We start from the raw sequence: 26925 nt of genomic DNA, 5'->3' as shown, positions 1-26925 counted from the left end.
AACAGATGCCCTCCACCGTCCGCCGGTGGTCATTCCACGGACGGCCGCCCTTCGCGCCCCCACGCGGCATCAACGGCTCAATCCGCGCCCACATCTCGTCACTGAACTGAGGACTCCTGGTCACAAAGACAACCCTGACCCAAACCACCCAAATCAGTTACGCGACACGCCCTAGGCTGTCCGCCGTGACCCGACACCGCATCTTCGGCATCCCGTTCGCCGACATCTACCCGCACTACGTCACCAAGGCGCAGAAGAAGGGGTACACCGTCGCGGACCTGCACACGGTGCTGGAGTGGCTGACCGGCTACGACGACGCCGGCATCGCCGAGGCGGTCGCCGACCAGCGCGACCTGGAGACGTTCTTCGCGCAGGCGCCGAAGCTGAACCCGAACGCGGGCCTGATCACCGGCGTCATCTGCGGGTACCGCGTCGAGGAGATCGAGGACCCGCTGATGCAGCGGATCCGCTGGATGGACAAGCTCGTCGACGAGCTCGCCAAGGGCAAGAAGGTGGCCTCGATCCTGCGGTCCTGATCAGTCGGCCGGGGAGTAGGTCAACAGGTCGCCGGGCTGGCAGTCGAGCTCGCGACAGATCGCGGCCAGCGTCGAGAACCGGACGCCGCGGGCGCGGCCGTTCTTCAGGTTGGACAGGTTGGCGGGCGTGATCCCCACCCGCTCGGAGAGCTCGGTGAGCGTCATCTTGCGCGTGGCCAGCACCACGTCGAGGGACACCTCGATCATCAGACGAACGCCTCCACCTCGTCGGCTAGGGCCGACGCACGGGCGACCTGACCCTTGGCGGCCACCAGCGCCAGGGCTGCGGTCAGGCAGATCAGCCCCAGGCCGAGCAGCGCCAGGAACACGCTCGGATGGTTCTGCCCCACGACGAACGTCAGCACCCCGTTCAGGCCCAGGAACACCACCGCCATCGCGCCGAACCCGCCGATCGCCACCGCGAGCGGGCCTTGGGTGGCCCGGCTCAGCAGCTGCCCGGACGCCGCGAGCCCGACCAGGCGGGCGGCCACACCGAGCACCACGAGGGCCGCGGCACAGGCCGCCCAGAAGGAGAGCAGGAAGGGCCAGGCCAGGTAGGCGTACTCGGGGTAGGACTCGGCGGCCTGGAACGCGGCCAGCGGGAGCATCAGTCCGGCCACGACCAGGACGCCGAGCGCCAGGGAGACGATGAGGGCCCAGAGGGCGATGCGCAGGGGGCGGGACATGGGTGCACCTTTCGTTCGGTGAACACATCGTAAAACGATATGAATCGATCGCGCAACAATATGCAGCAGCGCGATACGCTGCGGCCCATGCCTCGCATCATCCACACCGGCCAGGCGCTGGTGGACGCCACCGCGATGATCCCCGCCCTGCCGCGCCGGGGGCAGAACGTGATGGCCGTCGACTGGAACCAGCACGCCGGGGGAGCGGTGAACATCCTCGCCGCCGCGGCCCGCTCGGGCGCCGACTGCGTGCACGCCGGGGCGATCGGGACAGGGCCCAACGGCGACATCATCCGCGCCGCGCTGGACGCCGAGGGCGTTGTCTGGTCCGCCCCCGCCGTCCCGGACGCCGACACCGCGCTCTGCGTCGTCCTCGTCGAACCCAGCGCCGAACGGACGTTCGTCACCACACTGGGCGCCGAGCGCCGCATCACCGTCGACAGCCTCGCCGCCAGCGGGCCCGCCGCCGGCGACCTCGTCTGCGTGACCGGCTACTCGCTGGCGGTCGAGTCGACCCGGGCCCCGTTGCTGGCCTGGCTCGACACTCTTCCCGGCCGCGTCGAGGTCGTCCTCGACCCCGGCGCGTCTTTCGCCGCCCTGCCGCCCGAACACCGCGCGGTGATGTTGCGGCACACCACCGTGTGGACCTCCAACCAGGAGGAGGCGGACGACCTGCTCGCCGCCCACGGCGCCCCGCGCGCCGACCACCCGGGCACGGACATGGCCGACGCCGCGGACGCCCTCGCCGGGCTGCTGCCCGGCATCGTCATCGTCGTCCGCGACGGACGCCACGGGTGCGCCGTCGCCGTCGACGGCGTGACCACTGACGTGCCCGGCTTCCCGCAGGAGCCGGTCGACACCAACGGGGCCGGCGACGCGCACACGGGCGTCCTGCTGGCCGAGCGCGCGCGGGGCACCGACTGGGTCGAATCCTGCCGGCGGGCCAACGTGGCCGGCGCCATCGCCGTCACCCGCCGGGGCCCGGCGGCCGCACCCACGGCGTCCGAGATCGACGCCTTCCTGGCGGGGCTATCGGCCGGGGGCGGTGGCGACCAGGGGCGCTGAGCGCGGGGCGGCGTCGAGGCCGCTGCACGCCACGGCCTTCTCCCGGTCGGCCAGCATCTGCTGCGCCGTCTCCGGGTCGGGGGCCGGGATGCCGGAGGTCGGGATCGACAGCGGCTGCCACGCGTCCCGGACGACCACGGGGCCGGGCGATGGCTCGCCCTGGGCGAGCGCCTTTCTCTTGGCCGCGACCTGCCTCTTGTCGACCTCGATGGTCAGCACGCCAGTGGAACGCCCGGGGAAGGTCGTGTTGCGGAACCACACGAAGTTGCCCAGCCCATAGCCGACGTAGGTGTCGCCCAGCCAGCCGCTTCCCATCACGCGGTGGCTGTGGCCTCCCACGACCACGTCGGCCCCGGCGTCCGCCAGCTGCCTCGCTGCGGCGACCTGCTTGGCGGAGGGGCACGTTTGCTTCTCCACGCCCCAGTGCGGCACGACCACCACGACGTCGTGGGTGGTGGCCGCCTCGCGCACGGCGGCCAGCAGCCGCTCGGGGTCCTCCATGCTCGCCACGCCGGCCTTGTCCTCACCGGCGCGGAAGTAGACCGTCGTGTGGTCGCGCAGCTGGGTGGCCGCCAGCACGGCGATCGACATGCCGTCGACCGTGTGGACGGACGGCGCGAAGGCCTCGGCCGCGTTCGCCCCGATGCCGACCATGGCGACGGGGGAGCCGGCCCGGGCCGCGAGCGTCTGCTCCAGGCCCTTGGAGCCGAAGTCGACGCCGTGGTTGTTGGCCAGGGAGACCACGTCCACGCCGGCGTTGGAGAGCGTGGTGAGGCCCGAGGGCGGGGTCGCGAAGGTGAACTGCTTGCCGGCCATCCGTCTCCCGCCCCCGTCGGTCACGGCCGACTCGAGGTTGACGATGGTCAGGTCGGCGGCGCCCAGGTACGGCGCGAGGGACGCCAGCCCCTGCGGGTCGGCGGCCACCGGGGCGAGCTGCTTCTCGAAGTGGACGTCGCCGGCCAAGGCGATCGTGACCGGGTCGTCGCCGACCAGTGGCTGGCCGGGGACGGGGCCCGGGTCGGCGAGGGCGGGGACGATCCCACCCGGCGCGGAGCCGGAGCTGCCCGGTCCGATGGTGGCCACGGCGTTGACGGCGAGCACGAGGACGCCGGCGGTGCCCGCTGCGGCGAGGGCACGAAGGAAGAGAACGGGAGCCATGGGGAAGACCTCCTGCGCGGCACGGTACCCTGACCCACCCCCGGAGGCGCACCGGCGCGCCGGGTGCTCCTGCGCGATCCGGGCGGTTCGCCCGTGCGACACTGCGGAGATGACCGCATCACAGCCGGGGCAGCAGCCGGCCCCGGGCTTCGACGAAGCCACGAAGAGCCGCCTCATCGAGACCAACGGCATCGACATCATCGACGAGTCCGAGCGGACCGCGAAGCCCCGCGACCTGTTCTGGCCCTGGTTCGCCGCGAACGTGTCGGTCTTCGGCATGGGGTACGCCGCCTTCATCTACGGCTTCGGCGTCTCCTTCTGGCAGGCGCTCGTCGTGGCGCTCATCGGCATCCCGGTGTCGTTCCTGCTGTGCGGGATCATCGCGATCGCCGGCAAGCGCGGCTCGGTGCCGACGATGGTGCTCAGCCGGGCGGCGTTCGGCGTCCACGGGCAGAAGCTGCCCGGCATCGTCAGCTGGTTCCTGTCGATCGGGTGGGAGACGTTCCTCGCCATCATGGCCGTGCTCGCCACCGCGACGGTCTTTGACCGCCTCGGCCTCGGCGGCGGCACGACCACCAAGATCATCGCCGCGGTCGCCGTGGCCGCGCTCATCGTCGTCGCCTCCGTGCTCGGCTACCACACCATCATGAAGCTGCAGTCGGTGCTGACCTGGGTCACCGGCGCGATCACGATCGTCTACATGGTGCTCACGGTCGGCCACATCGACTGGGCCGCCGTCCAAGCGATGCCGTCCGGGTCGCCCGGCCAGCTGCTCGGCGCCCTCACCATGGTCATGACCGGCTTCGGCCTCGGCTGGATCAACATCGCCGCCGACTGGTCGCGCTACCAGCACCGGGACGCCTCCAACGGCTCCATCGTCTTCTGGAACACCCTGGGCGGCTCGATCGCCCCGGTCATCTTGGTCACGTTCGGCCTGCTGCTCGCGGGCTCCGACCCCGCCCTCAGCGAGGGCATCGCGGCCGACCCGATCGGCACGCTCGCCACGATCCTGCCCATCTGGGTGCTGATCCCGTTCTGGATCACCGCGGTGCTCGCCCTGGTCTCCGGCGCGGTGCTGGGCATCTACTCCTCGGGCCTGACGCTGCTCAGCCTGGGCATCCGCATCCCGCGCCCGGCGGCGGCCGCCATCGACGGCGTCATCCTGACCATCGGCACCATCTGGGTGGTGTTCTTCGCCGAGAACTTCCTCGGCCCGTTCCAGAGCTTCCTGCTCATCCTCGGCGTGCCGATGGCCTCGTGGGCCGGCATCCTGATCGCCGACATCGTCACCCGCAAGCGCCCCTACGACGAGCTGGCGCTGTTCGAAGCCCGCGGCCGCTACGGCGCCTTCGACTGGGTCTCCATCGGCACCATGGTCGCCGCGACGGTCATCGGCTGGGGCCTGGTGATCAACCAGTTCGCGGGCGACGCCCCGTGGGCCAACTGGCAGGGCTACCTGCTCGAGCCGCTCGGCCTGGGCGCCCGCACCGTCGTCGACGGTGTTGAGCAGTGGGACGGCGTCTGGCCGTGGGCCAACCTCGGCGTCCTGCTGGCGCTCGTGCTCAGCTTCGTCGTCACGCTCATCGCCCGCCGCGGCACCATCGCCCGCCAGGAGGACCGCGCGTGAGCGGCCCCTGGCTGGTGGTGATCGACCCGCAGCGGATCTTCGCCGACCCCGACTCCGACTGGGGCTCGCCGATGTGGGCCGACGCCGTGGCCCACATCAACGACCTCCTGCCGCGGTTCGCCGGCCGGACGATCATCACGCGCTGGGTTCCCCCGGCGCCGGACGCCCGGGTGGGCAGCTGGGACGCCTACATGCAGGCCTGGCCGTTCGCCGACCGGCCGGCCGACGACCCGTACTTCGACCTCGTCGACGGGTTGGACGCCGCGGGCGCGCGCGTGGTCGACGCCCCGACCTTCGGCAAGTGGGACGTGCTGGCCCCGATCGTGGGGGAGGCGGCCGAGCTCGTGGTGACGGGGGTGTCGACCGACTGCTGCGTGGTCTCGACCGTCCTCCCGGCCGCCGACGCCGGGGCGACGATCACGGTCGTCGCCGACGCGTGCGCCGGGTCGACCCCCGAGAACCACGCGGCGGCCCTGCAGGTCATGGGCCTCTACCCGCCCCAGGTGACCTTGCGGACGGCCGCGGAGGTCACGGCCTGATCTCGGCCGGATGAATCTTCGGTGAACGGCCAAACCTCAATCCTAGGGCCGCTCACCGCTGCGTGGCTAGGGGTTCCGGACCAGTCGAAGTACACGCTCCCGGTCGCGCTGGCCCAGTTCAACAGCCAGCTGATCGTGCCGTTCAACTACATCCTGGCCATGTCCGTGGTCTCGATGCTGCCGGTCATCATCATGTTCCGGTTCCTGCAGTGCTACATCGTGCTCGGCATCGCCAACAGCGGCCTGAAGTAGGCCCGACGTGCCCGTCACCGACCGCACGGTCCACACCCTCGACGCACGGGGGACGATCCGGGACTGGCTGGTCGCGCCCGCCTGGGGGTGGCCGTGCGAGGACCTCGCCGACCACCTCCCGGCGGACGGATCGCCGTGGGGGCCGCCCGACGGCTCGGCCCGCTGGGTGCTGACCAACGGCCCCGACGTCGCCGGGCTCAAGGCCCGGTTGCACGCGGCGCACCTGCTGCCGGGGGAACCGCCGGCCGGCGCGGTGGCGGTCGGCGCCCCGGTGACGGTCCCGGGGCCGGACGCCGTGGCCCGCGACGCCGTGTGGCTGCGCCACCACACCGGCGAGGACGGGCTCGTCGACTGGAGCGTGTTCTGCTTCACCCCCTCCTACCGGCTGGGGGTCGCGGCGGCCGTGCTGGAGGTCGACCAGGCCGACCCGCGTGTGCTGGAGATCGCCTCCACCGGGCCGTGGCGCGCCTACCTGGACGGGCGCCCGCTCGCGTCGTCGGACTCCTTCACCTACATGGAGCCCCACACCACGCGCGTGCCGGTGCCGCTGCCCTCACGCACGTCGACGCTCACCGTGGTCACGTGGCAGGTCGGCTTCCGCGAGGTGCGGCACGTCCTGCGGGTCCGGGTGCTCGGCCTGCCGGTGCGGGTCGTGGTGCCCTCGCCGGGGGCCGACGAGCACGCCGCGGCCCGCACCGAGCCGCTGCTCGAGGCCTGCGGCCTGGCCCGCTGGGGCTCCGACGACGGCCGGCTGCCCCTCGTCGGGCCCGCCGGCCTGGCCCTGGAGGTCGCCGTCGACGGGGCGTCCCAGCGCGTGGTGCTGGGCGAGGGGCCGACGTGGGTCGACCTGCCGGGTGCCGACGCGGTCGGGGTACAGGGCCCGACCCAGCTGGCCGGCTTCGGCGAGGTGACCGTCGGCGTCGCCTCCGAGGACCCCGCCCGCCTGCCCCTCCACCGCACGTGGTCGTACGCCCGCCTGCCCGCCCGGCACCGGGCCGTCCCCGAGGGCGGCCCGGACGACTGGCGCCGCGAGCTGCTCGAGCACGCGGCGTCCCTGACCGGCGTGGGGGCGGCGCTGGCCCGCTGGGCGCTGGGCCGCCCGGACCCGATCACCGAGGCCGACCTCACCCACGCCCTCGGCATGCTGGCCGCCCGCGCCGACTGCGCCGACTTCGAGGCGGTCGGGCTGCTCCCACCAGCTCGTCTGGCACGCCGCCGAGCTGCTGGCGGGGGAGTTCCTGGGCGACGCCGCCGAGCTGCTGGCGGGGGAGTTCCTGGGCGACGCCGCCCGCACCGAGCACGGCCGCGCGCTCGCGTCCGCGTGGCTGGACGTCCGCCTCGCCGGCGGGATGGCCGAGTTCGACTCCAACGCCTACCTCGCCATCGACCTGCTCGCCCTGGTCTCCCTCGCCGAGTTCGCGACCGACGCCGACCTGGCCGGCCGCGCCCGCGAGCTCGCCGGCCGCATCGTGCGTGCGCTGGCCCTGACGTCCCACGCGGGGATCTACGGCGGGGCCCAGGGGCGCTCGTACGTGCAGACCCTGCGCTCGGGGCGGTTCGAGGAGACGGCCGGCATCATGTGGGCCTGCTTCGGGGTGGGCGCGCTCAACCCCGCCGTGCTGCCCGCGGTCGTGGTCGCCACGGCCACCCAGCCGGTCGTGCCCCCGGACGCCCCCGCCCTCGTCGCGCCCCCCGACGGCCCGCGCTGGACCGCCCACGCCAACCGCGGCCGCTACCGCTTCGAGCACGACCTGCTCGAGCGCCCGTACGCCTCCGACCTGCGCGTGTACCGGACGCCCCACGTGCTGCTGGGCTCGGCCCAGGACTACCGCTCCGGGCTGCCCCGCCTGCAGGAGCACGTCTGGGGGGCGGTGCTCTCGCCCGAGGCGCAGGTGTTCACCACGCACCCGGCGAACAGCTCGCTCAACCCCTCGGCGCGCCCCAACGCCTGGGCCGGGGAGCGGATCCTGCCCCGGGTCCGCCAGCTGCGCGACGCCCTCGTCGTCCTGTACCGGCTCCCCGAGGACGACCCGACCGGCCGCACCCACGCGTGGTTCGCCACCCTGTGCTTCGACGAGCACCGCGTCGTGGGGGAGTGGGCGGCCGCCCGGGTCGGCGACGGCTACGTGGCCCTGTGGACCCCCGGCGGGTCGGTGCTGCGCCGCTCCGGGCAGGACGCCCTCGCCGAGCTCCTCCCGCGCGGCTGCGGCGAGGCGTGGGTGTGCCAGGTCGCGGACGCCCCCACGGCGGGGTCGTTCGACGCCTTCTGCGCCCGGCTGGGCACGCCCACGTGCGAGGCGTCCGAGTGGGGCGTGCGGGTCACGCACCGCACCCTCGGGGGCCACGACCTGGACCTGTCCTGGTCCGGGCCGTTCCTGGTGGACGGGCGCGCGGTGGCCGACGACCCGCCCGAGCCCTGGGCGTCCCCGGCCTGACACGGCCGTCGGGCCGCGGCCGCCGCGCCACTAGGATTCCCACCATGACCGCAGCCAGCGTGGAAGCCACGCACGCGCCCGTCCTCGTCGTGGACTTCGGCGCCCAGTACGCCCAGCTCATCGCCCGCCGCGTCCGCGAGGCGAAGGTGTACTCCGAGATCGTCCCGCACACGGCGTCGGTCGAGGCCATCGCGGCCCGCCAGCCCGCCGCGGTGGTGCTCTCGGGCGGGCCGCAGTCGGTGTACGCCGAGGGCGCGCCGCAGGTCGACCCGCGGCTGTTCGAGCTGGGCATCCCTGTGTTCGGCATCTGCTACGGCTTCCAGGCCATGGCCGCCGCCCTCGGCGGCGAGGTGGCCCGCACCGGGGTCTCCGAGTTCGGCCGCACGCCCACGACCGTCGTCGAGCGCGGCACGCTGCTGGACAACCTGCCCGACTCCTTCTCCAGCTGGATGAGCCACGGCGACGCGGTGAAGCGCGCGCCGGAGGGCTTCTCCGTCCTGGCCCACACCGCCGGCGCCCCAGTGGCCGCGTTCGAGGACCCCGAGCGCCGCCTGGCCGGCGTGCAGTGGCACCCCGAGGTGCTGCACTCCCAGCACGGCCAGCAGGTGCTGGCCCAGTTCCTCTACGACGTCGCCGGCCTCGAGCCGAACTGGACGGCCGCCAACATCGTCGAGGAGTCGATCGCCGCGATCCGCGAGCAGGTCGGCGACAGGCAGGTGCTGTGCGCGCTGTCCGGCGGGGTCGACTCCGCCGTGGCCGCCGCCCTGGTGCACAAGGCGGTCGGTGACCAGCTGACCTGCGCCTTCGTCGACCACGGCCTGCTGCGCAAGGGGGAGCGCGAGCAGGTCAAGGAGGACTTCGTCCGCATCACCGGCATCAACCTCGTGGTCGCCGACGCCGAGGACCAGTTCCTCGGGGCGCTGGCCGGGGTCTCCGACCCCGAGGAGAAGCGCAAGATCATCGGTCGGGAGTTCATCCGGGTCTTCGAGTCCACCGTGCGCGACATCAGCGAGGCCGAGGACATCGAGTTCCTCGTGCAGGGCACGCTGTACCCCGACGTGGTCGAGTCCGGCGGTGGCGAGGGTGCGGCCAACATCAAGAGCCACCACAACGTCGGCGGCCTGCCCGACGACCTGCAGTTCACGCTCATCGAGCCGTTGCGCACCCTGTTCAAGGACGAGGTCCGTGCGGTGGGCACCGAGCTGGGCCTGCCCGACGAGATGGTCTGGCGCCACCCGTTCCCCGGCCCGGGCCTCGGCATCCGCATCGTCGGCGAGGTCACCCGCGAGCGGCTCGACCTGCTCCGGGACGCCGACGCCATCGCCCGCGAGGAGCTCACGAAGTCGGGCCTCGACCGCGACGTCTGGCAGTTCCCCGTGGTGCTGCTGGCCGACGTCCGCAGCGTCGGCGTCCAGGGCGACGGTCGCACCTACGGCCACCCGATCGTGCTGCGCCCCGTCTCCAGCGAGGACGCCATGACCGCCGACTGGTCGCGCCTGCCGTACGAGCTGCTCGAGAAGATCTCGACCCGCATCACCAACGAGGTGCGCGAGATCAACCGCGTCGTGCTCGACGTGACCAGCAAGCCGCCGGGCACCATCGAGTGGGAGTGAGGGCCGGCGGCACCGCCGCCGACCCCCGGTTCAGCTCGCTGAGGTGATCGACTCGCGGACCTGCTTGCGCAGCACCTTGCCCAGCATCGACTTCGGCAGTTCCTCGACCTCGACGAACGACCGCGGCACCTTGTAGGCCGCCAACCGCTCCTTGGCCCAGGCGCGCACCGCCGCCACGTCCAGGTGCGCGCCCTCGCGCAGCACGACCGCGGCGGCCACCTGCTCGCCCGACTCGGTCTGCAGGCCGACCACGGCGACGTCGCTGATGTCGGGGTGCTCCACGAGCACGTGCTCGACCTCCGAGGGCGAGACGTTGAACCCGCCGGTGACGATGATCTCCTTGAGCCGGTCCACAATCGTGGTGAAACCGTCGGCGTCCACGACCACGACGTCACCGGTGCGCAGCCAGCCGTCGGGCAGGAGCGCCTTCGCGGTCTCCTCGGGGGCGTTCCAGTAGCCGGAGAACACCTGCGGGCCCTTGAGCAGCAGCTCGCCCTCCTCGCCCTGCGCGACCTCGCGGGTCGGGTCGTCGGGGTCGACCACCCTCATCAGCGTCGAGGGGAACGGCACCCCGATGGTCCCGGTGCGCCGGGTCGGCCAGAAGGGGTTGCCCAGCGCCACGGGGGCGGTCTCGGTGAGGCCGTAGCCCTCGACGAGCAGGCCGCCGGAGACGGACTCCCACAGCTCCACCACCGGGTCGGTCAGCTTCATGGCGCCCGAGATGCAGAACCGCGCCGACTTCAGCGACACCTTGCGCTCGATGGCCCGGCGGGCGGTCTTCTCGTAGATCGGCGGCACCGCGCAGTACACCGTCGGCGGGCGCTTCTTCGCCGCGTCGAGCACCATGTCGACGTCGAAGGTCGGGAACAGCACGATCCGGGCCCGCTTCAGCATCCCGAACGTCAGGTACAGCGTCATCCCGAACGCGTGGAACATCGGCAGCACGGCGTAGATGGTCTCCTTGCCGTCCTTCGCGTCCTTCATCCACGCCGCGCCCTGCAGCGCGTTCGCGTACAGGTTGCGGTGGGTGAGCATGGCGCCCTTGAAGGCGCCGATCGTGCCCGAGGTGTACTGCACCACCGCGAGGTCGGACGCCGTGGGCTCGGCCCAGTTGCGGATCGGCTTGTGCGCCATCAGCTGCTTCCACGGCGTGGTGCCCGGAGCCTTGGCGTGCAGCCGCTTGCGGGTGGCGGCCAGCTTCGGCACGGGCAGGTGCAGGGCGAGCCGCTTGACGGTCGGGAAGGCCTCGAGCAGGTTGACCGCGACCACGTGCTCGACCGTGGGCAGCTTCGGCACGGCGACGTCCCAGGCGATCGCGACGCGCGCGCCGTGGTCGGCGAACATCGTGGCCAGCTCGGTCGCCGTGTAGAGCGGGTTGTGCTCCACGACGACCGCCCCCAGGCGCAGGACCGCGTAGAAGGCGACCACGTGCTGGGGGCAGTTGGGCAGGACGATCGCGACCCGGTCGCCGGGACCGACGCCGAGCGCCGCCAGCCCCGCCGCGGCCCGGTCGACCTGGTCGGCGAGCTCGCGGTAGGTGGTGGTGGCGCCGAAGAACTCCAGCGCCACGCGCTTGCCGCCCTTGCGGGCGGCGCGCGCGAACATGGCGCTCAGGGGCTCGTCCGGCAGGTCGATCTCGGCCGGGACGCCGGGTTGGTAGTTCTTGGTCCACTCAGGCTTGGTCACGCCCGCCATTGTCCCGCATCCCGGATGCCGCGGGTCACTTCAGGGTGACCTCAGCGCGGTTGAGGTGGAAGGAGTGCCCGGTGGCCTCGTTGGTGCACGTGACCCCGTCGAGGGCCCATCGTGCAGGTGAGGCCCGCAGGTCGGCGTGGTCCTCCAGCCGGTGCCAGGCCAGGTACAGCTTCACCAGGGTGTCCTGGAGCAGGTCATCGGCGTCGTGCGGGTTGCCGGTGAGCGCGAGGGCGAAGCGTCGGAGCGACACCTGGTGCAGCTCGACGAACTCCTCGAACCCGAGGGCCTGTCCCTCGGTGGATCGGGTGGGTGGGGACATCGCTGTCATACCCTTCCCACGCCCCGGGCCGCGCGGAAGGTTGCACGGTCGGATCGTCGAGTCCGAGGAGGGGCCACGACACCATTGTGGGCGTTGCGCGATCGGGCACGATGGGTTCCATGAGTCCCGTGCCCGGAGTCCGTGTCGCCCAGCGCGCGCTCGGTGAGGTGCTGCGCTCGAAGGTGGCGGGCAGCGACGCGGGGGAGCGCGGCCTGCAGATCTGGGGCACGCCGGGCCAGCGCTGGTTCGTGCCGACCGACCCGATCTGGCGGGTGCACGAGGACGCGGCGATGTTCCCCGGCGGGGTCGCCGCCCTCCTGCTGCAGTCGCTGCACCCGCTCGCGATGGCGGGGGTGGCGGGCCACTCCGGCTACAAGGGCGACCCGTGGGGGCGGCTCCACCGCACGAGCAACTACATCGCGGTGGTCACCTACGGCACGATCCCTGACGCCGAGGCGCTCATCGCCCAGGTGCGCGGCGTGCACGAGCGGGTGCGGGGCAAGGACGAGCGCGGACGCCCCTACCGGGCCTCCGACCCCCACCTGCTGACCTGGATCCACGTCGCCGAGATCGCGGCCTTCCTGTGGACGCACCGCGCCTACGGCCCGCGCCCCCTCTCCGACGCGGACGCCGACACCTACGTCGCGCAGACCGGTGTCTCCGCGCGCCTGCTCGGGGTGCCCGAGCCGCCGACCTCGGTGGCGGGGCTCGAGGAGGTCATCGCGTCGTTCCTGCCCGAGCTCGAGCTCACGAACGCGGCCGCCGAGACGATCGACTTCCTGCTGCGGACGCCGCCCCTGCCGTGGGCGGCCCGGCCGGGCTACTGGATGCTGGCCGCCGGGGGGATCGCCGTGCTGCCCGACTGGGCCCGCGACCTGATCGGCACCCGGGTGCCGGTGCCCGTCGGCCGGGCGCTGGGGCGCGTCGGCGCCGCCACGGTGCGGTGGGGACTCGCAGGCGTGGAGAGCGGGCGGCGGTCCGCACCGCCGCCCGCCTCGTGAGGGGTCAGTTGCTCGACTGGCCGAACTGCTTGCGCAGGGCGTCGAAGCCCGTGGGGCCGCCGTCCTCGTAGGGCAGCAGCAGCCAGAGCGCGACGTAGATGAGCCAGCCGAACTGCAGGAAGATGCCGGCGAGCACGAACAGCACGCGCAGCAGGTTGGCGTCGACGTTGAACTGCTGGGCGAGGCCGCCGCAGACGCCGGCGATCATCTTGTTCGAACGGCTGCGGGTCAACTTGGTCTCCATGGTGGTTCCTCTCTGGGTGGTGGGGTCGTGCGGGAAATCAGGACTTGCCGCGGGAGGCGATGAGGCCGACGAGGCCGAACACCACCAGGGACGCCGGGGCGGCCACGGCGACCGCGCCCCAGTCGACGGTGCCGAAGGCGGCCCACAGGCCCAGGGCGCCCAGGGCGACGGCCACGAGGCCGACGACCAGCGCCACGACGTCGGTGCGGGGCCTCATGAGCGCACCTCGATCTCGCCGGCGCCGACGGCGGCCTCGATGGTGAGGACCGGGGCGTCGGGGTCGGTCACCCGCCGCCACTCGCGCTCGACCTTGAACCCGTCGCCGGTGCCGTCGGGCATGGTCACGTCGCCGACGCCGGCCGAGCCGGTGACCACGACGTTGCCCTCGCGGGGCACGACGACGACCAGGTCGCCGATCGGCAGTTCGTAGCGCAGGGCGCCACCGGCGGGACCGCGGCCGGACAGGTCGACGGTGTGGTCGCCGATGGGCAGGTGGGTGACGTCGGCGGCGGAGGTCGCGTCGGCCCCCACGGCGCGGCGGGCGTCGGACACCAGCTGGCCGGGGACCAGCGCGACGAGGGTGCCGACGGCGACCAGCACGGTGACGGGCAGCAGGAGGAACGGGCGCCCCGACACCTTCGGGGTGGAGCGCGCGGAGAACAGCAGCGCGAGGCCCAGGACCACGAGGGTGGCCGCCGACCAGGCGAGCGTGCCGACGGGTTCGCCCGACGCCGTGGCGAACGAGAGCGCCGCCCACGTCACGCCGAGGGCCACGAGGATGCCGAGCCAGGTGCGCAGGCCGCGGCGACGCGTGGTCGGGGCGGACGGGCGGGCGGCGGGGGCGTCCCAGGGCCTGTCGGCCGCGTACAGGCCGGCCGGGTCGGCCGCCTCGACGTCGGGGACCCAGTCCGCGGGGCGTCCGGCGTCGACGTTGGCCAGGCGCTGCTGCCAGACCTGGGCGTAACGCTCGAAGGGGGTGGTGGGCACGGGCGGGGGGAGCGGGGCCTGGGCGGCCCGGGCCCCCGGCCCCCTGCCGGCGAAGCCGAACCGCAGGATCAGCCACGCGAGAGCGAAGATGACGAACGCGCCGGGGCCGGTGCCGGTGGCCGCCGCGGCGACGGCGGTGACGAGCAGGGCGATGGTTGCCAGCGTGCCCCACGACCAGGACCGGGCGGAGGGGAGCATCCGGTGGAGCGGGGCGACGCCGCCGCGCTCGGGCAGGATCGCCCACAGCATCGCGTAGACGGCCAGGACGAACCCGTTGGTCAGCAGCCCCACCACCACGAAGGCGACCCGGACCACCAGGGGGTCGATCGCCCACGTGCGCGCCAGCGCCGAGCAGACGCCGAGCAGCTTGGCGTCCGAGCGGTCACGCACGGGGAGGTTGGGCATGCCCCCATTCTTGTCCGGGGGGCGGCGGAAACCCTCAGGGTTCCCCCGAGAGGGCCCCTTGACCCGCCGACCCCTAGGCTGGGTGCCATGCTCGAGGCCACGAACGGGGACGACGTCGCGGCACGCCAGCCGCGCCGCCTCGCGCGCCCAGTCGAGCGCGCCCAGGTCGCCGGCGTGGCCGCGGGACTGGGCGAGCACCTCGGCGTGGCCCCCCTCGTGCTGCGGGCGATCTTCGCCGTGCTGGCCGCGTGGCAGTTCCTCGGGGTCGGCGTCTACCTCCTGCTGTGGCTCGTGATCCCGCCCGTGACGGGCCCGCGGCGGGCCCCCGGGGTCGACGCCGCCACCCGGCAGGGCATGCGGACGCAGGAGGCGACCGGCCCACGGGGCGGGGACGTCGGCCAGGTGGTCGCGCTCGCGCTCGTGACCGGCGGCGGCATGTGGCTGCTGCAGGCGCTCGGGTGGGGAGCCTCCCCGGTGTGGCTGCTGATCGCGGCGCTCGCGAGCCTGGCCGCCGGGCTGGTGTGGTGGCAGGCGGACCGGGCCCGGGGCACGGCCTCGGACCAGGCGCACGGCTGGCGCAGCTGGTTCCGCACCGTGGCCGCGCACTGGACGGTCGTGCTGGCCCACGTGGTCGCCCTCCTCGCGCTGGGCGCCGCGATCACCCTCACGCTGCTGCAGATGCCCGCCATGGACACCTTGGGCGTCTTGCTCGTCGGGCTCGGCCTGTTCGTGGCCGGCCTGGTGCTGCTGGCCGCCCCGTGGGCGCTGCGGGCCCGCCGGGCGCTCGTGGCGCTCCGCGAGGCCAAGCTCCTCTCCGACGCCCGCGCCGACATGGCCGCCCACCTGCACGACTCGGTGCTCCAGACTTTGGCCCTGATCCAGCGCCAAGCCGACGACCCCCGCGAGGTCGCCCGCCTGGCCCGCCGCCAGGAGCGCGAGCTCCGCGAGTGGCTCTACGGCGAGGACGAGGGCGCCGACACCCTGCGCGCGGCCCTGCTCGAGGCGGCGCTGGAGGTCGAGGACAACTTCCCGGTCCAGGTCGAGACCATCACCGTCGGCGACGACGTCGACCTCACCCCGGCGCTGCGCGAGCTCGTGTGCGCCGCCCGCGAGGCCGTGCTGAATGCGGCCAAGCACTCGGGCGCCCCCACGGTGGACGTCTACGCTGAGGTCTCAGAGGAACTGGTCGAGGTGTTCGTCCGTGACCGCGGGCGGGGCTTCGACACCGAGCAGATCGCCGAGGACCGCATGGGCGTCCGCGGCAGCATCCTCGACCGGATGGCGCGCCACCACGGGGTGGCCCGGATCCGGTCGTCGGCGGAACGAGGAACCGAAGTGACACTGGAGATGAGGCGATGACCGAACAGACCGGCCCCGAGACCACGCCGGCCCAGCCGACGCAGCCCGAGGGCGGCGGGCAGGCCAGCCGCCAGCGGCGGGTCGTCGTCGTGGACGACCACGCGATGTTCCGCAGCGGCGTGAAGCACGACATCGGCCCGTACGTCACGATCGTGGGCGAGGGCGAGGACGTCCCGACCGCGGTGGAGGCGATCACGCGGACGACGCCCGACGTCGTGCTCCTCGACGTGCACATGCCCGGCGGTGGCGGCATCGAGGTGATCAAGCAGGTGCACGCCACGCTGCCCGACACCCGCTTCCTGGCGGTCTCGGTGTCGGACGCCGCCGAGGACGTCATCGGCGTGATCCGCGCCGGGGCGCGCGGTTACGTGACCAAGTCGATCTCGGCCCCCGAGCTCGTCGAGGCGATCGGCCGCGTCGCCGACGGGGACGCGGTGTTCTCGCCCCGGCTCGCCGGCTTCGTGCTGGACGCCTTCTCCGGCGCCATCGACATCGCCTCGATCGACGAGGAGCTGGACCGGCTGAGCCAGCGCGAGCGCGAGGTGCTGCGCCTGATCGCGCGGGGGTACGCCTACAAGGAGGTGGCCCGCGAGCTGTTCATCTCGATCAAGACCGTCGAGACCCACGTCAGCTCGGTGCTGCGCAAGCTGCAGCTGTCCAACCGCCACCAGCTCACCCGCTGGGCGACCGACCGCAAGCTGGTCTGATCCGTCACCGGACGCAGAACGGCCCCGGGGGAAATCCCCCGGGGCCGTCCTTGTGTGTACGAGGTCAGCGACGGTTCTTGGTGACGAAGCCCCAGATGACCAGCACCAGCAGCGCGCCGAGAATGGCGACGATCCAGGTCTGGAGGCTCCAGAAGGTGTCCAGACCGATGTTGAAGATCGCGCTACCGATGAAGCCACCGAGCAGGGCGCCGACGACGCCGAGGACGAGCGTGGCGAGCCAGCCGCCGCCCTGGGTGCCCGGCATGATCGCCTTGGCAATGGCCCCGGCAAGGAGGCCCAGAACAATCCATCCGATGATTCCCATGTGAGGAACCGTAACGCAGGAAAAATCGAAGTGGCTAGCCACACGCCGTATCTTCAGGGTTCAATCAGGTGCACCCCGGGATTGGTCGGGGTCAGAGCAGGGGGCGCAGCGGCGCGATGATCGCCTCGGAGACCTTCGCGGCGAGCGGGCGGGCCTCCCACTCCTCGAGCGTCAGCTCCCGGCAGTTGCCGATGTCCATCGCGAAGATGTCCTCCATCATCCCGGCGATGCCGGCGTCCAGGATCTCGGCGTTGAGCTCGTAGTTGCCGACCAGGCTCAGCCGGTCGATGTTGGCGGTGCCGATCGTCGACCACACGCTGTCGATGGTGGCGGTCTTCGCGTGCACCATGGCGTTCTGGTAGAGGAACACGCGCACCCCGCGGCTCAGCAGGGCGTGGTAGGAGACCCGGCTCAGCCAGTCGGCCACGACGTGGTTGGACTCGGCGGGGACGATGATCCGCACGTCGACGCCGCGTTCGACCGCCTCGACCAGGGCGAAGATCAGGTCGTCGTCGGGGATCAGGTAGGCGTGGGTCAGCCAGATCCGCTCGCGGGCCCGGTCGATGGCCTCCAGGTACATGTAACGGATGGGGTAGACCCCGAGGCTGGGCACGTTGCGGGCCAGCGTGATGGGGGATTCCCACTGCCGCTCCTCGGGCTGGGGCAGCGGGCTGTGCTTCTTTGACTTGGTCTGGTTCCAGTAGTCCACGAACGCGTTCTCGAGGTCGGCCACCGCCGGGCCGGACAGCCGCATGTGCGTGTCGCGCCAGCGGGTGGCGTACTCCGAACCGATGTTGTAGCCGCCCAGGAACCCGACCTCGCCGTCGACGACCAGTACCTTGCGGTGGTTGAGCCCGGGGGCCCGCACCGGGAAGCCGCGCAGCCCCGTCCAGGGTCGGTGGCGCAGCACGTTGATGCGCGGGTCGAACTCGAAGAACTTCTGCGCGACCACGAGGTTCGCGAACCAGTCGTAGACGAGGTAGACGTCGACGCCGCGGTCGGCGGCGGCCGTCACCGCCCGCTTGAACCGCTGGCCGGTGCGGTCGCCCTTCCAGATGTAGGTCTCCAGCAGGACGGTGTCCTCGGCGGCGTCGATCGCCGCGATCATGTCGTCGTAGAGGTCGCGGCCCTTGGTGTACACCGTCACCTCGGTCTCGTCGGCCGGGATCGTCTGCGGAGGTGCGGTGGGGAAGCCGACGTGCTGGCGTCCGCGCCGGCGACGGCGGTCCGCGATCATCAGGGTCGCGATCACCGCGGCCTGCGCGGTGGCCAGACCTGCCAGACCGAACTTGACGGCCGTCCTCAACCCGCCGATCACCATGGGCACACAGTAGTCGACGCCGCTGCTCAACTAGGCTGGCCGGGCCATGACTGACCTGCCCGACCTCTTCTCGTTCGACGCCCCGCCCGAGCCCGAGTCCGCGCCCGTGCTGCGGGCCCGTCCGGACGCCGCGGGTGCGGCCGACGCGGTGCCCGCCCGCGAGCCGAAGCGCCGGCGTCCGACGCCCGAGGAGCTGCTGGAGGGCCTGAACCCGCCGCAGAAGGAGGCCGTGGTCCACGCCGGTTCGCCGGTGCTGGTCGTGGCCGGCGCGGGCTCGGGCAAGACGCGGGTGCTGACCCGGCGGATCGCGTGGCTGATCGGGGAGCGGGGCGTCCACCCGGGCTCGGTGCTGGCGATCACCTTCACCAACAAGGCCGCCGCCGAGATGCGCCACCGCGTGGAGGAGCTGGTCGGCAACCGGGCGCGCCTGATGTGGGTGTCCACGTTCCACTCGGCGTGCGTGCGGATCCTGCGCTCCGACATCGACCGCTTCGGGATGTCGCGCACCTTCTCCATCTACGACGACACCGACTCCAAACGCCTGATGTCGCTCGTGTGCCGCGACATGGGCCTCGACCCCAAGCGCTACCCGGTGCGCACCGTGATGAACGCGGTGTCGAACTGGAAGAACGAACTGGTCGACTTCGAGTCGGCCGCCCGGGACGCCGGGTCGGGCAACGACGCCGTGTACGCCGAGGCCTACGCGGAGTACCAGCGCCGCCTCGTGGCCGCGAACGCCCTCGACTTCGACGACATCATCATGACGACGGTCCACCTGCTGCAGGCGAACCCTGACCTGAGGGAGAAGTACCGCCGCCGGTTCCGGCACGTGCTCGTCGACGAGTACCAGGACACCAACCACGCCCAGTACGTGCTCGTGCGCGAGCTCTGCGGCGCGGCCGAGGGCGTCGAGGGCGAGCAGGAGCCGCCCGAGCTGATGGTGGTCGGCGACTCCGACCAGTCGATCTACGCGTTCCGGGGCGCGACGATCCGCAACATCCTCGCGTTCGGCGAGGACTTCCCCGGTGCGCGCACGATCCTGCTGGAGCAGAACTACCGCTCGACCCAGACGATCCTCACCGCGGCGAACGCGGTGATCGAGCGCAACGAGGGGCGTCCTGCCAAGCGGCTGTGGTCCGACGCGGGCGACGGCGACCTCGTCACCGGGTACGTCGCCGACACCGAGCACGAGGAGGCCCAGTTCGTGGCCACCGAGGTCGACCGCCTGGTCGACGATGGCGGCCGGTACTCCGACGTGGCGGTCTTCTACCGCACCAACGCGCAGTCCCGTGCGTTCGAGGAGGTCTTCATCCGGGTCGGGCTGCCGTACAAGGTGGTCGGGGGCGTCCGGTTCTACGAGCGGCGGGAGGTGCGCGACGCGATCGCCTACCTGCGCTCGATCGCCAACCGGGCCGACGACGTCAGCGTGCGCCGCATCCTGAACGTGCCCAAGCGCGGCATCGGCGAGCGTGCCGAGGCGCTGGTGGAGGCGTTCGCCGCCGAGCACCGCATCCCCTTCGGCGAGGCGCTCGACCGCATCGACGAGGTCCAGGGCCTGGCCCCGCGCTCGGCCAAGCAGCTGGCGTCCTTCGCGGCCATGATGGCCGAGCACCGCACGATGGTCGCCGACGGCACCAGCGCGGACCGGATCCTGTCCTCGATCCTGGCTGCCTCGGGCTACCTCGACGAGCTCGAGCACTCCGAGGACCCGCAGGACCAGACCCGCCTGGAGAACGTCATCGAGTTCGTCAGCGTCGCCGGCGAGTTCGTCGCCGCGGCGCACACCGAGGACGTCGGCCCGGGGGAGTCGGGGCTGCTGGGCTCGCCGGAACCCGACGACTCGCTCCCGGCCTTCCTGGAGCGGGTGGCGCTGGTGGCCGACTCCGACCAGATCCCCGACGCCGACGACGACCAGGGCGTCGTCACCCTGATGACGCTGCACACCGCCAAGGGCCTGGAGTTCCCCGTGGTGTTCCTGACCGGGTTCGAGGACGGGATCTTCCCGCACATGCGGGCCATGACCGACCCCGCCGAGCTGGCCGAGGAGCGCCGCCTGGCCTACGTCGGGATCACGCGCGCCCGCCAGCGGCTCTACCTGACCCGTTCGACCGTGCGCGTGATGTGGGGCCAGCCGCAGTACAACCCGGCGAGCCGGTTCATCGGCGAGATCCCGGCGCACCTGGTGGACTGGCGCCGCCTGGGCAGCCAGGTCGGGGGCTGGGCGTCCAGCGCCTCACGCCGCAACGAGCAGTCGTGGCGCAGCACGGTCGGGTTCGGCTCCAAGCCGGCCGCACCCAAGGTCGTGGCCGCGCTGGCGACGGGGGACAAGGTCCTGCACACCACGTTCGGGATGGGCCGCGTGACGGCCACCGAGGGTGCCGGCGACAAGCTGAAGGTGATCGTCGACTTCGGGTCGGCGGGCCTGAAGAAGCTGTCGGTCAAGCACGCACCGATGGAGAAGCTGTAGGTCAGCGGCGCCCGGCGTAGAGGAACGGCGCCGGGTCGGAGTTCGCGCCGTTCACGTACACCGAGAAGTGCAGGTGCGGGGCGGTCGACAGGCCGGTGTTGCCGACGGTGCCGATCTGCTGGCCCTTCTTGACCTTCTGGCCGTCGGAGACCGAGATCGAGTTCATGTGGAGGTACGAGGTCTCGATGTTCTGGCCGTCCATCTGGCCGTGGTCGATGCGCACGTTGTTGCCCGAGCCGCCGTTGTAGCCCTGGGCGGCCTTGGTCACGACGCCGTCGGCGACCGCGTAGATCGGGGCGCCCACGGCACCGCCGATGTCGGCGCCACCGTGCAGGCGGGTGTAGCGCAGGATCGGGTGCAGGCGCATGCCCCACGGCGAGCTGATCTCGCCCTCGGTCGGCCAGAAGAACTTCATGGACGCGAACCGCTCGGCCTCGGCGTCGATCGCGGTGCCGGTGTTGGCGAGGGTCTCGCTGCGGACCTGGGCGGCGACGGACGCCTGCGCCTCGGCGACCTTCTGGCCCACCTCGTCGAGCTGGGCGGCGCGCTGGGTGACGGCCTCGCTGACCGAGACCGACGCCTGCTCCTCGCGGGAGAGGTCGCGGTCGGTGGAGGCGGCGCGGGTGACGAAGGCGTCGGTGGTGCCCACGCGGACCGTGGGGTCGACCTCGCCGACGACGGTGGGCGCGGGGGCGTTGCTGGCGGCGGCGTTCTGCGCCAGGCCGGGGGTGATCACGGCCAGGGCGCCGACGATGCCGGCGGCACCCAGCGCGATGCCGCCACGCACGAAGCGGCTGCGGCGGGCGAGGCGACGGGGGAGGGTGGTCTCGTCGTTGAAGGCCTGGTCGGGGTCGACGATGGCGCAGCGAGGCTGGTAGGAGCCTTGGACCTGTCGTGCCACGCGGTGTGCCTTCCTGAGAAACTCTCCGCCGGGTGATCCCCCGGCAGCCCCTCCCTACGGGGCCAAGGAGACCCTAGCAGTTCCTGTGTGATTCTCAGAAATCTTCTCAGCTTGTTGTCGCGGACGCCCCTCGAGGACGTGGCAACGCCCCCCCCGTGAGGGGGGGGGTGCCACGGGTTGGGGGCGGCCGGTACCCTCGTGCGGGAGTTGCCGCGCCGAGGCGGCACGCACGAGGACGGGAGATCATGGATCTTTTCGAGTACCAGGCGCGGGACCTCTTCGAGGCCCACGGCGTCCCGGTGCTGCGGGGCATCGTGGCCCGCACACCCGGCGAGGCCCGGGCCGCAGCCGAGCAACTGGGCGGCGGCGTCGTGGTCGTCAAGGCGCAGGTCAAGGTCGGCGGCCGCGGCAAGGCCGGCGGCGTCAAGCTGGCGAAGTCGCCCGACGAGGCGGAGAAGCACGCCCGCGCGATCCTGGGGATGGACATCAAGGGGCACCTCGTCGAGGCCGTCATGGTCGCCGAGGGTGCCGACATCGCCGAGGAGTACTACTTCTCGGTGCTGCTGGACCGCGCCAACCGCAACTACTTGGCGATGTGCAGCCTGGAGGGCGGCGTCGAGATCGAGCAGCTGGCCGAGGAGCGCCCCGAGGCGCTGGTCAAGCTGAACCTCGACCCCCGCACGGGCCTGGACGAGGCCGCGGCGTCCGAGATCGTCGCCAAGGTCGGGTTCGCCGAGGACATCGCCGACCAGGTGACCGACGTGCTGGTCAAGCTGGGTGACGTGTACCGCGAGGCGGACGCCACGCTGGTCGAGGTCAACCCCCTGGTGAAGACCGGGGACGGGCGGATCATCGCGCTCGACGGCAAGGTCACCCTCGACGACAACGCCGACTTCCGCCACCCCGAGCGCGAGGAGCTCGTCGACGCCACCGCGATCGACCCGCTCGAGCTGCGCGCCCGGGAGAAGGACCTCAACTACGTCAAGCTCGACGGCCAGGTCGGCGTCATCGGCAATGGCGCGGGCCTCGTGATGAGCACGCTCGACGTGGTCGCCTACGCGGGCGAGGACCTGCCGGGCAGCCCGAAGCCGGCCAACTTCCTCGACATCGGCGGCGGCGCCTCGGCGCAGGTCATGGCCGACGGCCTGGACATCATCCTGTCCGACCCGCAGGTCGAGGTCGTGTTCGTGAACGTGTTCGGTGGCATCACCGCCTGCTCCGAGGTCGCCAAGGGCATCCGGGAGGCGCTCAAGCAGCTGGGCCACCGGGCCTCCAAGCCGATCGTCGTGCGCCTGGACGGCAACGCGGTCGAGGTCGGCCGCGCGATGCTCGAGGAGTACGCGCACCCGCTGGTCAAGGTGGTCGAGACGATGGACGAGGCGGCCCGCACGGCCGCGGAACTGGCCAGCGCGGCCATGGAAGGGAAGTGACATGGCCATCTGGCTGGACCACCGCAGCAAGGTGATCGTGCAGGGCATGACCGGCACCGAGGGGCGCAAGCACACCAACCGCATGCTGATGTTCGGCACGCGGGTCGTGGCCGGCGTGACCCCCGGCAAGGGCGGGCAGTCGGTGACCTTCGAGGAGGACCCGATCCCGGTGTTCAACACCGTGCGGGAGGCCAAGCACGCCACGGGCGCCAACGTCTCCTGCGTGTTCGTGCCGCCGCCCTTCGCCAAGCAGGCCGTCATGGACGCCATCGACGCCGGCATCGAGCTCGTCGTCGTCATCACCGAGGGCATCCCGGTCAAGGACACCGCCGAGTTCCGCGCGGCGGCGGAGGAGAAGGGCGTGCGGCTCATCGGGCCCAACTGCCCCGGACTCATCTCGCCCGGGCGCTCCAACGTGGGCATCATCCCGCCGAACATCGCGCGCTCGGGCCACATCGGCCTGGTGAGCAAGTCGGGCACGCTGACCTACCAGATGATGTTCGAGCTGGGCGACATCGGCTTCAGCTCCTGCATCGGCATCGGCGGCGACCCGGTCATCGGGACCACGCACATCGACGCGCTCGCCGCGTTTGAGGAGGACCCCGAGACCGACTCCATCGTGATGATCGGCGAGATCGGCGGCGACGCCGAGGAGCGTGCGGCCGAGTACATCCGCAAGCACGTCACCAAGCCGGTCGTCGCCTACGTCGCCGGTTTCACCGCACCCGAGGGCCGCACCATGGGCCACGCGGGCGCGATCGTGTCGGGGTCGTCGGGCACCGCGCAGGCCAAGAAGGTCGCGCTGGAGAAGGCGGGCGTCAAGGTCGGCCGGACGCCGAGCGAGACCGCCCAGCTGGTCCGCGACATCATGAAGGGCCGCTGAGGCCCCGCGGGGTCAGGGCAGCTGCGTGAGGCGTTCGGCCGCGCGCAGCGCCACCCCGTGCCACGCGTCGTCGGCGAAGTCGAACTCCGGCGTCGGGTTGGCCATCAGGTAGATGACGTGGTTGCCGGCCGCGATCACCGCGACCCGGTACCGGGCGGTGGAGTCGGCCTCGTCAGTCTTGCGGGTCACGACCCAGGCCGGCCCCGTGCCGGGGCCGGTCAGGTCGGCGGTGCGCGCCACCTCGGCCGTGCCGGTGCGGGCCGCGCAGTCGTCGATGTTGGCCGACAGCGACGCCGCGAACGCGTTGGCCTCCTTGGGTGTGTTGTAGGAGATCACGAGCTCGTCGACCCCGAACAGGGGCGGGGCCGCGGCGTCGTCCTGCAACAGGACCGTGCGCTCCTGGACCTTCACCGCACCCGCGGGGGCGGTCTTGAGGTCGATGCCCTCGCAACGCGAGCCGGTGGTGTTCACCGCGGCCGACATCGGGGCACCCCGCCACACGCCGGCGCCGGCCGTGATGCGCGGCAGGTCGACCCCGGCGAGGTAGCCGAGGGGCTCGACGGCCGGCGGGACGCCCGGGGTGGTGGCCGGGGAGGCCGGGCAGGTGCCCGCGTCGGTGCACTGGCGCGTCGACACCGCGGCGAGGACCGGCAGCAGCGCGGCCGGCTCGAGGGCGGCCTCGGCCTGGGTGGCGTCGACGATGTTGACCCGGGTGCCGGTGCGGCTCAGCAGCAGCGTGTGGTACTCGGGCGTCTCGCCCTGGAGCACGAGCGTGGAACCGGTGGCCTCGTCGGACAGCCCGGTCACCTGGGCGCCGGCCTGCACCCAGGCGGTGTTGCGCTCGCACGTGCCCAGCTGCTCGGCGCGTGCCGCGTAGGCCGCGACGGCCTCCTCGGGCGTGGCGTAGGTCTCCACCTGGTGGAGCAGGCCGGCGGCCGCACCACTCTCGGGGGAGAAGGTGCGGACCATGGTGTCCACCGGCTGAGTCTCGGCCTCGAGCACGGGGGCCAGGCACTTCGCGGCCGGGGTGGACGCGTCGGGCTCGGTGACCGTCGCCGCAGCGGTCCAGGTCACGTCGGGGCGGACGGCGGCCAGGTCCTCGGGCTGCAGCAGGTAGGTGGCCACGGGGTCGACCGTCGGGGTGGGGGTCGGGGCCGGACGCCCGGAGCCCGGGTTGGCCAGCACGAAAGCGGTGATCGCGATGGCGGCCACGACGAGGGCGGCGACGATGCCGATGGCCAAGCCCTTGTAGCTGCGCGGCGCGGGCGCATCGGCGGCGGGGGCGACGGGGCTGTCGGGGGTGCGGGGGGACATCGCCCGGGTCGCGGCCGGGGAGAGGGCTGAGCGGCGGGGGAGCGGCCGGTCCTCGTCCTCGGGCAGGTCCACCGCCGAGAATCGGCGGCCGGCGCTCGCGGGCGCGACGTCGGGGACGGGCAGGACGGCGGGCGGCGGGATCGGGGTGCCGGCACGGGAAGGGGTCGACTCGGCGCCGGGGCCGGTCGCCGACCACTCGCCGCGACGCGGGGCGGGACCGTCGTCGACGGCGTCCTCGGGCTCGTCGTCGCGTGGCGGCAGCGCACGGCGCGGGGTCGGGTCACCCTGCTCGGACATGTTCCTCCCGTTCGTCGTGCCTCCTGAACGCCCCGACTTTACCAAGGAGGGGCGTGTCCCCACGGCCACCACGCGCCCCGCGGGCGACCATGGACCCATCATGCGCACGCCCTTGGACCCCCGCCACACGCCCGTGGGCCTCACCGTGGCCTCTCCCAGCGAGCCGGCGCCGGAGGAGCACTCCCGGTTCCCGGCCGTCCCGTGGCTGCTCGCCGCGGTGGCGTGGACGGCGGCCGTGGCCCTCGTCGGCTGGGTGCTCGTGGGTGCCCTGGTCAGCGTCTCGTGGCTCACCGCCGTGCACGTCCCCGCCGCCGAGGTGTTCGGCACGATCGGGCAGGGCTGGCTGGTGCTGCACGGCGTCCCGGGTGGGCTGGCCGGTGCGACCGTCCGGCTCGTCCCGCTGGGCGCGACGCTGCTGTTGGCGCTCGGGTGCGGGTTCGCGGCCCACCACGCCGCGGCGCAGTACGACCTCGAGGACGGCGCCCCCCGTTCGCAGCGGGCCATCGCGTGGGCGAGCGTCGTGGGGGCGTGCGTCGGCGCGTACGTGCTCGTCGGCGGGATCCTCGCCGTGGTGGTCGGCAGCCCGGGGCAGCTGGGCCAGGCGATCCCGGGCCTGCTGCTCGTCCCGCTGGCCGGGGCCGCGCCCGGCGCCGTGCTGGGCCTGGGCCTCGACCTGTTCGAGGGCCTCCCCGCGTGGACGCGCCGCCTCCCGCGCGCCATCGGCCTGGGTGTCGGGGTCCTCGCGCTGGGCTCGCTCGCGGCCCTCGTCATGACCCTGGTCGCCCACCTCGACCGCGTGAGCGACCTCCACGGGGCGCTGGCGCCCGACGGCGTGGGCGCGGTCGTGCTCACCCTCGTGCAGGTGGCCTACCTGCCCAACCTGCTCGCGTGGGCGGGCGCCTTCGTCCTCGGCGCCGGGGTGACCCTGGGTCCCGAGGGGCTGGTCGCCCCCGGCGTCGTCGAACCCACCGTCCTCCCGGCGATCCCCGTCCTGGGTGCCGTCCCGAGCGTCCCCGGCGTCGCCGACCACGCGTGGCTGGTGGTCGGGCTGGCCGCGGCCGCGGCGTCCGCGTGGTGGCTGCTGCGGGGCAGCGACCACGCCTGGCTGACCGGGCTGTGGCAGGGGGCCGTCGCCGGCGTCGCCCCCGGCCTGGCCTGGATCGTGTTCTCCCTGTTCTCCGGCGGCGACCTCGGCGTCGAGCGGCTCGCCGGGATGGGCCCCCGCCTGCCCGACCTGCTGCTCTGGGCGACCCTGCCGCTGGCCGCGGCCGGGGCCCTGTACGGGCTGGGCCGCGCCCTGTGGCTCTCCCGCCGGTCGACCCCGGCGCCGGTCGAGGAGCCCGCTGCAATAGGGTGAGC

The 26925-nt window shown here is 72.8% G+C and carries 27 protein-coding genes; 14 read left to right on the top strand and 13 right to left on the bottom strand.

Annotated features, from left to right (window positions below; all coding sequences use genetic code 11):
* The first annotated feature begins 185 nt into the window (after positions 1-185).
* Positions 186-536 carry a DUF2200 domain-containing protein gene (locus H5397_RS04040; protein ID WP_182815023.1) on the top strand — a complete coding sequence of 117 codons (351 nt, stop codon included), beginning with the start codon at positions 186-188 and terminating at the stop codon, positions 534-536.
* Here H5397_RS04040 and H5397_RS04035 read toward each other — a convergent pair whose 3' ends face one another.
* Together H5397_RS04035 and H5397_RS04030 are read right to left on the bottom strand one after the other, a co-directional pair.
* Positions 537-743: a helix-turn-helix transcriptional regulator gene (locus H5397_RS04035; protein WP_182815022.1), complete on the bottom strand. Its 207-nt coding sequence runs from the start codon at positions 741-743 to the stop codon at positions 537-539.
* Complete coding sequence (locus H5397_RS04030) at positions 743-1222, bottom strand: DUF2975 domain-containing protein (protein WP_182815021.1); 480 nt, start codon at positions 1220-1222, stop codon at positions 743-745. The genes H5397_RS04035 and H5397_RS04030 overlap by 1 nt, the downstream gene beginning before the upstream one ends.
* Before the next feature lie 87 nt (positions 1223-1309).
* Here H5397_RS04030 and H5397_RS04025 point away from each other — a divergent pair, with 87 nt between their 5' ends.
* A complete protein-coding gene (locus H5397_RS04025) occupies positions 1310-2287 on the top strand; it encodes a PfkB family carbohydrate kinase (RefSeq protein WP_182815020.1) in 978 nt (325 codons plus the stop codon).
* Here H5397_RS04025 and H5397_RS04020 read toward each other — a convergent pair.
* Positions 2252-3445, bottom strand: coding sequence for a CapA family protein (locus H5397_RS04020; RefSeq protein WP_182815019.1), 1194 nt, complete (start codon positions 3443-3445; stop codon positions 2252-2254). The two genes, H5397_RS04025 and H5397_RS04020, sit on opposite strands and share 36 nt — an antisense overlap.
* A gap of 109 nt (positions 3446-3554) precedes the next feature.
* On the opposite strand from H5397_RS04020, the gene H5397_RS04015 reads away from it, so the two are divergent.
* The 3 genes from H5397_RS04015 to H5397_RS04005 are packed head-to-tail and all read left to right on the top strand — an operon-like array spanning position 3555 to position 5863.
* Complete coding sequence (locus H5397_RS04015; RefSeq protein WP_182815018.1) at positions 3555-5072, top strand: cytosine permease; 1518 nt, start codon at positions 3555-3557, stop codon at positions 5070-5072.
* A complete protein-coding gene (locus H5397_RS04010; RefSeq protein WP_182815017.1) occupies positions 5069-5611 on the top strand; it encodes a cysteine hydrolase family protein in 543 nt (180 codons plus the stop codon). The genes H5397_RS04015 and H5397_RS04010 overlap by 4 nt, the downstream gene beginning before the upstream one ends.
* Positions 5612-5632: 21 nt before the next feature.
* A complete protein-coding gene (locus tag H5397_RS04005; RefSeq protein ID WP_220491970.1) occupies positions 5633-5863 on the top strand; it encodes a hypothetical protein in 231 nt (76 codons plus the stop codon).
* A gap of 553 nt (positions 5864-6416) precedes the next feature.
* Here the strand turns inward: H5397_RS04005 and H5397_RS04000 are convergent.
* Positions 6417-7232 carry a hypothetical protein gene (locus H5397_RS04000; RefSeq protein ID WP_182815016.1) on the bottom strand — a complete coding sequence of 272 codons (816 nt, stop codon included), beginning with the start codon at positions 7230-7232 and terminating at the stop codon, positions 6417-6419.
* On the opposite strand from H5397_RS04000, the gene H5397_RS03995 reads away from it, so the two are divergent.
* Both H5397_RS03995 and guaA read left to right on the top strand, forming a co-directional pair.
* Positions 7213-8298, top strand: coding sequence for a hypothetical protein (locus H5397_RS03995; RefSeq protein ID WP_182815015.1), 1086 nt, complete (start codon positions 7213-7215; stop codon positions 8296-8298). The two genes, H5397_RS04000 and H5397_RS03995, sit on opposite strands and share 20 nt — an antisense overlap.
* Before the next feature lie 59 nt (positions 8299-8357).
* Positions 8358-9911: a glutamine-hydrolyzing GMP synthase gene (gene guaA, locus H5397_RS03990; RefSeq protein ID WP_375539405.1), complete on the top strand. Its 1554-nt coding sequence runs from the start codon at positions 8358-8360 to the stop codon at positions 9909-9911.
* A gap of 30 nt (positions 9912-9941) precedes the next feature.
* Here the strand turns inward: guaA and H5397_RS03985 are convergent, their stop codons facing one another.
* Both H5397_RS03985 and H5397_RS03980 read right to left on the bottom strand, forming a co-directional pair.
* Positions 9942-11597, bottom strand: coding sequence for a long-chain-fatty-acid--CoA ligase (locus H5397_RS03985; protein ID WP_309224268.1), 1656 nt, complete (start codon positions 11595-11597; stop codon positions 9942-9944).
* A 34-nt stretch (positions 11598-11631) separates the two neighbouring features.
* Entirely contained in the window at positions 11632-11925 is a 294-nt protein-coding gene (locus tag H5397_RS03980) for an RNA polymerase sigma factor (protein WP_220491969.1), read from the bottom strand.
* 119 nt (positions 11926-12044) lie between these two features.
* Between H5397_RS03980 and H5397_RS03975 the strand changes: the two genes are divergently transcribed.
* Complete coding sequence (locus H5397_RS03975) at positions 12045-12926, top strand: oxygenase MpaB family protein (RefSeq protein WP_182815011.1); 882 nt, start codon at positions 12045-12047, stop codon at positions 12924-12926.
* Between the two features lie 4 nt (positions 12927-12930).
* Here H5397_RS03975 and H5397_RS03970 read toward each other — a convergent pair whose 3' ends face one another.
* Genes H5397_RS03970 through H5397_RS03960 form a run of 3 tightly spaced genes read right to left on the bottom strand, consistent with a single transcriptional unit; the run spans position 12931 to position 14562 of the window.
* On the bottom strand, positions 12931-13170 hold the full coding sequence (locus H5397_RS03970; RefSeq protein WP_182815010.1) for a PspC domain-containing protein: 240 nt from the start codon (positions 13168-13170) through the stop codon (positions 12931-12933).
* A 37-nt stretch (positions 13171-13207) separates the two neighbouring features.
* Entirely contained in the window at positions 13208-13387 is a 180-nt protein-coding gene (locus H5397_RS03965) for a hypothetical protein (RefSeq protein WP_182815009.1), read from the bottom strand.
* A complete protein-coding gene (locus H5397_RS03960) occupies positions 13384-14562 on the bottom strand; it encodes a PspC domain-containing protein (RefSeq protein WP_182815008.1) in 1179 nt (392 codons plus the stop codon). Before H5397_RS03960 ends, H5397_RS03965 begins: the two co-directional genes overlap by 4 nt.
* An 87-nt stretch (positions 14563-14649) precedes the next feature.
* Between H5397_RS03960 and H5397_RS03955 the strand changes: the two genes are divergently transcribed.
* Together H5397_RS03955 and H5397_RS03950 are read left to right on the top strand one after the other, a co-directional pair.
* Complete coding sequence (locus H5397_RS03955; protein WP_182815007.1) at positions 14650-15921, top strand: ATP-binding protein; 1272 nt, start codon at positions 14650-14652, stop codon at positions 15919-15921.
* Positions 15918-16628, top strand: a complete 711-nt coding sequence (locus tag H5397_RS03950) for a response regulator transcription factor (RefSeq protein WP_182815006.1) — start codon at positions 15918-15920, stop codon at positions 16626-16628. Before H5397_RS03955 ends, H5397_RS03950 begins: the two co-directional genes overlap by 4 nt.
* 64 nt (positions 16629-16692) lie before the next feature.
* Here the strand turns inward: H5397_RS03950 and H5397_RS03945 are convergent, their stop codons facing one another.
* Together H5397_RS03945 and H5397_RS03940 are read right to left on the bottom strand one after the other, a co-directional pair.
* Positions 16693-16953: a GlsB/YeaQ/YmgE family stress response membrane protein gene (locus H5397_RS03945; RefSeq protein WP_182815005.1), complete on the bottom strand. Its 261-nt coding sequence runs from the start codon at positions 16951-16953 to the stop codon at positions 16693-16695.
* Between the two features lie 91 nt (positions 16954-17044).
* Entirely contained in the window at positions 17045-18274 is a 1230-nt protein-coding gene (locus H5397_RS03940) for a phosphatidylserine/phosphatidylglycerophosphate/cardiolipin synthase family protein (RefSeq protein ID WP_182815004.1), read from the bottom strand.
* A gap of 46 nt (positions 18275-18320) precedes the next feature.
* Between H5397_RS03940 and pcrA the strand changes: the two genes are divergently transcribed.
* Positions 18321-20741, top strand: a complete 2421-nt coding sequence (pcrA, locus tag H5397_RS03935; RefSeq protein WP_182815003.1) for a DNA helicase PcrA — start codon at positions 18321-18323, stop codon at positions 20739-20741.
* Position 20742: 1 nt separating this feature from the next.
* On the opposite strand, the gene H5397_RS18760 is transcribed toward pcrA, so the two are convergent.
* The gene (locus H5397_RS18760) at positions 20743-21642 is read right to left on the bottom strand and encodes a M23 family metallopeptidase (RefSeq protein WP_208091148.1); all 900 of its coding nucleotides are present in this window, start codon (positions 21640-21642) and stop codon (positions 20743-20745) included.
* Between the two features lie 245 nt (positions 21643-21887).
* Here H5397_RS18760 and sucC point away from each other — a divergent pair, with 245 nt between their 5' ends.
* Together sucC and sucD are read left to right on the top strand one after the other, a co-directional pair.
* Positions 21888-23072 carry an ADP-forming succinate--CoA ligase subunit beta gene (gene sucC / locus H5397_RS03925; protein ID WP_182815002.1) on the top strand — a complete coding sequence of 395 codons (1185 nt, stop codon included), beginning with the start codon at positions 21888-21890 and terminating at the stop codon, positions 23070-23072.
* Position 23073: 1 nt separating this feature from the next.
* Positions 23074-23955 carry a succinate--CoA ligase subunit alpha gene (gene sucD / locus H5397_RS03920; RefSeq protein WP_182815001.1) on the top strand — a complete coding sequence of 294 codons (882 nt, stop codon included), beginning with the start codon at positions 23074-23076 and terminating at the stop codon, positions 23953-23955.
* Positions 23956-23967: 12 nt separating this feature from the next.
* Here sucD and H5397_RS03915 read toward each other — a convergent pair whose 3' ends face one another.
* Positions 23968-25566, bottom strand: coding sequence for a hypothetical protein (locus tag H5397_RS03915; RefSeq protein WP_182815000.1), 1599 nt, complete (start codon positions 25564-25566; stop codon positions 23968-23970).
* Between H5397_RS03915 and H5397_RS03910 the strand changes: the two genes are divergently transcribed.
* A complete protein-coding gene (locus H5397_RS03910) occupies positions 25565-26923 on the top strand; it encodes a DUF6350 family protein (protein ID WP_220491968.1) in 1359 nt (452 codons plus the stop codon). The genes H5397_RS03915 and H5397_RS03910 overlap by 2 nt on opposite strands.
* Positions 26924-26925: the final 2 nt, after the last annotated feature.

This window comes from Propioniciclava sp. MC1683, from assembly GCF_014164675.1.
GTDB lineage: Bacteria > Actinomycetota > Actinomycetes > Propionibacteriales > Propionibacteriaceae > Propioniciclava.
The sequence above is the reverse complement of the archived record's forward strand: the minus strand, read 5'-3'. Positions and strand labels throughout refer to the sequence as shown.